Source organism: Thermodesulfobacteriota bacterium, assembly GCA_026415035.1.
Lineage (GTDB): Bacteria > Desulfobacterota > BSN033 > BSN033 > UBA1163 > RBG-16-49-23.
In genome coordinates this window covers 1-5,054 of sequence record JAOAHX010000044.1, presented here as the reverse complement: position 1 = coordinate 5,054, position 5,054 = coordinate 1, and the positions used below count along the sequence as shown (strand labels likewise).

The following is a 5,054-nucleotide window of genomic DNA, read 5'->3' as shown; positions in this document are numbered from 1 at the left end:
ATATTTAGGGATCGGCAAAGGGCGAAAACAAAGGCATCGCGGAGCTCGAGGGCCTTCTGGGTGATCGAGGCACCATCGAAGGGGTCCATCCCTGCCTGATAGAGAACCAGCTCCGGCCTCTGACGTTGAATCAATTCGGGCAGGAACTGGGCGATCACCGCAAGGTAATGTACATCCCTTCTCTCCCCGACTTCAAAGGCCCCATGTTGAACTTGAAAGGGATGGTTGTTGGAGGATGAAGGAGGACCTCCCATGTAACTTCCGAAGAGGGTCACGTTCCATATCTCGGGGTCCCCCAGGATGCACTCCGCCGTGCCATTGCCTTCGTGATGGTCGAGGTCGAGGATCATCACCCGCCTTGCCTCTCCCTCTCGAATCAGCCTTCGGGCGACCACCACCAGGCCATTGATCGTACAGAACGCAGAGCCTCGATGAACGGTGGCATGGTGATATCCGTGGCCGAGGTTGGCGGTGATCGTCTTCTTCTGAATGGCAGTTCGGGCCGCTTCGTAAAGCCCGCCCACGTTGAGAAGCCATCCTCTCGCGATGTTCTCGTTCCAGGTCGGAAGCCCCTGCGAGGTGGCCAGGTGAGGGGGGTCTCCCGTAAAGAGGGCCTTTAAATAGCGATCGGTGTGAACTCGGCGGAGGCTATCAAGGTCGATCGGTGGCGCAGGAGGCTTCCGGCCGATGACCAGGGGATGGTCGGTATGAATCTGTTCCCAGGGGACCAGACGGCCTCGCCAGATGGCCTCGAAGATGGCCGGCATCTTTGTGGGCCCGGTCAGGGCCGACATCCCCGAGCGAGGGCCGACCACTCCCCCTGGATAACCGGTATGATACCAGATCTCCTGTTTGGGCTGGCCAGAAACGGGGTTGCCCTCCGAAAAGAGGACGAACCCGACAAAGAAGAAGGACAAAAACCGTTGGAATCGAGGCCTCCTCATCGCCTCAGCCAAGATAAGGTTCCCACTGGGTCAGGGTCTCCTGAATGTAGCCCTTCGGTAAATTCGTCACCGTTCGGTTGTGGCCTGGAAGGAGGATCTTCACCTCGAGCTCCGAAAGCCGTCGGAGGGACTCCTTTAAAACCGAGCCATCTGCGCCGAAGAGGTCGAATCGGCCGATGGCATGATCGGCGTAGATCACATCGCCCGGGATGAGAGCCTTTTCAGACGAAGCATAGAGGCCGATACTCCCCAAGGAATGTCCAGGAATGTGGACGACCTCCCAGGCCATCCCCCCGATCTTCAGGGTCTCGCAACCCTGGAGCTTCCGGTGAACTTTCGTTTTGAAGGCGCCGTTCCTCATCCCGTACTGCATTTGGCAGACCTGTTGGAACATCTCCATCCCGTAGACGGTTCGTTCATCCCCCTCTTCGAGAGGGTCGGCCTCGGCCTGATGGATCCAGAGCTCTGCCCAGGGAATCTCTTTTTGCACCTCGGAAAGGGCGCTGATGTGGTCGAAATGGGTATGGGTCATGATGATCCTTTTGACCTCCTCGAGTTCGATCCCGAACTTCCGGATCGAATCGAGCTTATACCTCCCCTTCCCAGCGAGCCCGGGATCGATCAACGAAAGGTCCTTCGAAGATGGGAATCCGATGAGATACGTATGGGAATCCGGCATCATCTCGTCCCGTCCCGGAATAAAGTAGATTCCTTCGGCGATCTTCGGCATGGCCTCCTCCTGCAAGGTCGGATGTCTTCATCGAATAACCCAATCCCTGAGGGAAGTCAATTTCAAGGAGCCCCTTGACCCGCCCTGAAATGAAATGGTAAAGAAGGATCGCAAGGAGGAATGCGCACCATGGCAGAGAAAAGTCCAACCCGACAGGAGGCGCTCGACCTCCTCCACCGTTACAACGAGAGCGATAGTCTTCGGAAACATGCCTACGCCGTGGAGGGCGCGATGCGTTATATCGCTCGTAAACTGGGAGAGGACGAAGAGAAGTGGGGGATCGTCGGTCTGATCCACGACCTCGACTACGAACGATTCCCGGATCAACATTGCAAAAAGACCGGGGAGATCCTCCGAGAGGAGGGATGGCCGGAGGAGTATATCCGGGCTGCCGTCTCCCACGGATGGGGCATCTGCTCGGAGGTCAAGCCCGAAACCCTTCTCGAAAAGTACCTCTATGCGATCGACGAGCTGACCGGGCTGGTGGTGACCACCGCCCTGATCCGACCCTCAAAAAGCGTGCTCGATGTCCAGGTCAAGTCGGTCAAGAACAAGTGGAAGGATAAGCGATTCGCCGCGGGCGTGGACCGGTCGGTCATCGAAAAGGGAGCCGAGATGCTCGGCATAAGCCTCGACGAACTGATCGACGATACGATCAAAGGGATGCAGGAGGTCGCCGAGGCCATCGGGTTAAGGGGAACCCCGACCTGAAGATTCTCATCAACCCGCTTTCTCCGGAATCCCACAGCAGGGATCCTCGGCGAGGGGATCGCCCCTCAGGGCAAGGGCAAGGGCACGGCAGCCCCTGCAACCCTCGATCCCACATTGGCCGCACCGTCCCCTCAAATTCTCCCTCTGCCTCAGTCTGTTTAAAAGCTCCGAACCCTCCCAGATCTCCCGCAGGGGCATCTGGAGCAGATTTCCGATCGAAACGGGAAACCTCCGGCAAGGAAAGACCTCGCCATCGGGCATGAGGCAAAGCCCATCCTGTCCGATCACACAAGGAGCACCCGAGAGTTCGGAGCCCTCCTCGCTGAAATTGACTTGAAAGGCCTGGTAGGGGAGAAGCGATTCCTTTTCGATCGAGAAGAGGTCCGAAAGCGTCCGCTTGACCTCTGACCACTCCTCTCTCCCCAGAACCTCGCTCATTTTCTCCCTTCCCCTGCCCCATGGGACGAACCGTTCGACGATAAACCCACTTACGCCCAGGCCTCGGGAAAGGTCGTAAAAAGCGTAAAGTTCTCTGAAATTCCTCTTCATGAGGGTAAACATGAAGACGATCTCGAATTGGTTTACTTTTTGGATCGATCCTAACCTCTCGAGGACCGTATCGAAGGTCCTCATCCCCCGGATCGAATCGTTCGTCTTCTCACTCGCCCCATCGAGGGAGAGTTTGATCTTCTTCAGTTTGGAGCAGGTTGAAAATCTTGCTAAGACCTCCTGATTCAAAAGAAGCCCATTGGTGATAACCCCCAACTCCTCGATAAGCGGGCTCCGATCGAGGTAGTCGAGCAGAGCAAACAATTCAGGTTTTAGGAGGGGCTCCCCTCCCGTGAGATGGATGGTGCCTCTCAGCCGTCGGTCCTCGAGGAATACGAAAATACGATCGGCAACCCTCATCAAACCTTCCTGGCCGAGATCCCCGTCCCACGAGAACCCGTCCTGATAGCAGTGCACGCAACGGAGATTGCAGCGATTCGTGATATGCCACTGGATATGAAACGTCTCTCCCATAGAATGGAGCTTCATCCTTACGCAAGTACCCATTTAATTTTAATCGGAAAGGAGAAGAAAAATCAGCCCCTATCCAGTGGACTTCTTACGCCGAGGACATTCTTCTTGGCAACATGGGTGTAGATCATGGTCGTTTGAAGATTTTTATGGCCTAACAACTCTTGGATGGTCCGGAGATCATATCCGTTCTCAAGAAGATGGGTGGCAAAGCTGTGCCTCAGTGTGTGCACAGAGGCCTGCTTCGTAATTCCCGCTTTTCCCACCGCAACCTTGAAGGCTTTCTGAAGGGCGGCTTGATGAACATGGTGTCTTCGGACGATGTTGCCTCTCGGATCAACCGAGAGAGATTTTGATGGAAAAAGCCAGAACCAGCCCCATTCTTTTCCTGCATTCGGATACTTCTTTTCTAAGGCTCCCGGAAGCCACACACCGGCGATTTCGCTCTTTCTATCCTGGTCATAGAGCGATCTTATCTCTCCCAAATGATGGATTAAATCATTCTTCAGGGTTTCAGGCAGGATGGTTCTCCGATCCTTGTCTCCTTTGCCTGATCTGATAATGAGAATGCTCTTTTCAAGATCAATGTCTTTAACCCTTAACTGCAAACATTCTTGAAGCCTTAAACCTGCCCCATAAATCAGCATCGCCATCAACCTCGTCGTCCCCGACATCTGATCGAAGATGTTCTGGACCTCTTTGGGCGTAAGCACCACCGGCAGGTGTCTCCTCTGTTTGGCCCGCACCGCGCTCAATTCCTGGTCTATATTTTTATTCAGGACATGGCGGTAGAAAAAGACGATCGCATTGAGGGCCTGATTCTGAGTCGAAGCAGAAACTTTCTTCTCCACAGCAAGGTGGCTTAAAAAATCCTGGAGATCCCTTCCCCCAAGCTGATCGGGTAGCTTGTCGGCCACATAGCCTCTAAAACTTCGTAACCAGATAAGATAGGTCTTCTCTGTGCTGAAGGATCTGTGCCGTAGCCTCAGGGCTTCTCTCATCTTCTCTTCGAGAGGCTTCCAGGTCTCCTCATGGGAGGAGACCTCCCCTTCTATTGCTGTTATATTCTTCGAAAGGAAGTAATCATATAACCTTAAGGCTGTATCAGCCTGTTTAACCTGCCAGTCTTCATGCCGTTTTGCCATATCCGTGAGAAACTGTTTCTTCTGATCGCTATTTAACCGGCTTGACAGGGGCAAATTTAAAAAATGATAACAATCCGAAACCCACTTAAGGTAATACGGAATATGGTGGGATTTGAGCCCGCTTTTCCTGTTCAGAAAAGCTTCGTAATTTTTTAACATAACAACCTCTCAAATTCAGCTTACTCTATTTAATACTTAATTTTTGAGTATTATATCGACATAATTTCATAAAATCAATATCTTTAATCAAAAAATTCCTTGACAACCCTACACAATCTGTATATAATCTCCCCGTTTATAGAATAAAATTAAAAAATAATGTTATGCATTAAAAAGGAAACCTATGAATTATAGAGATGAGAAAAAACATGATGAGTTACTCATAAAATTAACTAAAGAACTTGACCAACTCAGGGAATTAGATTTAGGCGATTATAAAAGATTTGCCACTGGTTTTGTGATCAATTTGAGTAGCAAATCGAATAGAGATTCATGACGATGATT

Annotated in this window: 6 protein-coding genes; 2 read left to right on the top strand and 4 right to left on the bottom strand. The window is 52.1% G+C overall.

What is annotated here, in order from left to right; translation table 11 throughout:
• Together N3G78_14660 and N3G78_14655 are read right to left on the bottom strand one after the other, a co-directional pair.
• On the bottom strand, positions 1-944 hold a 944-nt coding region (locus tag N3G78_14660; protein MCX8119157.1), incomplete at its 3' end, for a hypothetical protein.
• 4 nt (positions 945-948) lie between these two features.
• Positions 949-1,674 carry an MBL fold metallo-hydrolase gene (locus tag N3G78_14655; GenBank protein ID MCX8119156.1) on the bottom strand — a complete coding sequence of 242 codons (726 nt, stop codon included), beginning with the start codon at positions 1,672-1,674 and terminating at the stop codon, positions 949-951.
• 129 nt (positions 1,675-1,803) lie between these two features.
• Here N3G78_14655 and N3G78_14650 point away from each other — a divergent pair, with 129 nt between their 5' ends.
• On the top strand, positions 1,804-2,385 hold the full coding sequence (locus N3G78_14650; GenBank protein MCX8119155.1) for an HDIG domain-containing protein: 582 nt from the start codon (positions 1,804-1,806) through the stop codon (positions 2,383-2,385).
• A 9-nt stretch (positions 2,386-2,394) separates the two neighbouring features.
• On the opposite strand, the gene N3G78_14645 is transcribed toward N3G78_14650, so the two are convergent.
• Positions 2,395-3,408, bottom strand: a complete 1,014-nt coding sequence (locus N3G78_14645) for a radical SAM protein (GenBank protein ID MCX8119154.1) — start codon at positions 3,406-3,408, stop codon at positions 2,395-2,397.
• 62 nt (positions 3,409-3,470) lie between these two features.
• Positions 3,471-4,406 (bottom strand): integron integrase, encoded by a 936-nt coding sequence (locus N3G78_14640; protein MCX8119153.1) that lies wholly within the window; start codon positions 4,404-4,406, stop codon positions 3,471-3,473.
• A 487-nt stretch (positions 4,407-4,893) separates the two neighbouring features.
• Between N3G78_14640 and N3G78_14635 the strand changes: the two genes are divergently transcribed.
• Positions 4,894-5,046, top strand: coding sequence for a hypothetical protein (locus N3G78_14635; GenBank protein ID MCX8119152.1), 153 nt, complete (start codon positions 4,894-4,896; stop codon positions 5,044-5,046).
• The last annotated feature ends 8 nt before the right edge of the window (positions 5,047-5,054 follow it).

What these genes read in the sequence shown, in the direction of transcription:
- N3G78_14650 (MCX8119155.1), top strand. Translation starts at nt 1,804, where the DNA reads ATGGCAGAGAAAAGTCCAACCCGACAGGAGGCGCTCGACCTCCTCCAC.
- N3G78_14635 (MCX8119152.1), top strand. Translation starts at nt 4,894, where the DNA reads ATGAATTATAGAGATGAGAAAAAACATGATGAGTTACTCATAAAATTA.
- N3G78_14645 (MCX8119154.1), bottom strand. Translation starts at nt 3,408, where the DNA reads ATGGGAGAGACGTTTCATATCCAGTGGCATATCACGAATCGCTGCAAT.
- N3G78_14655 (MCX8119156.1), bottom strand. Translation starts at nt 1,674, where the DNA reads ATGCCGAAGATCGCCGAAGGAATCTACTTTATTCCGGGACGGGACGAG.
- N3G78_14640 (MCX8119153.1), bottom strand. Translation starts at nt 4,406, where the DNA reads ATGAGAGAAGCCCTGAGGCTACGGCACAGATCCTTCAGCACAGAGAAG.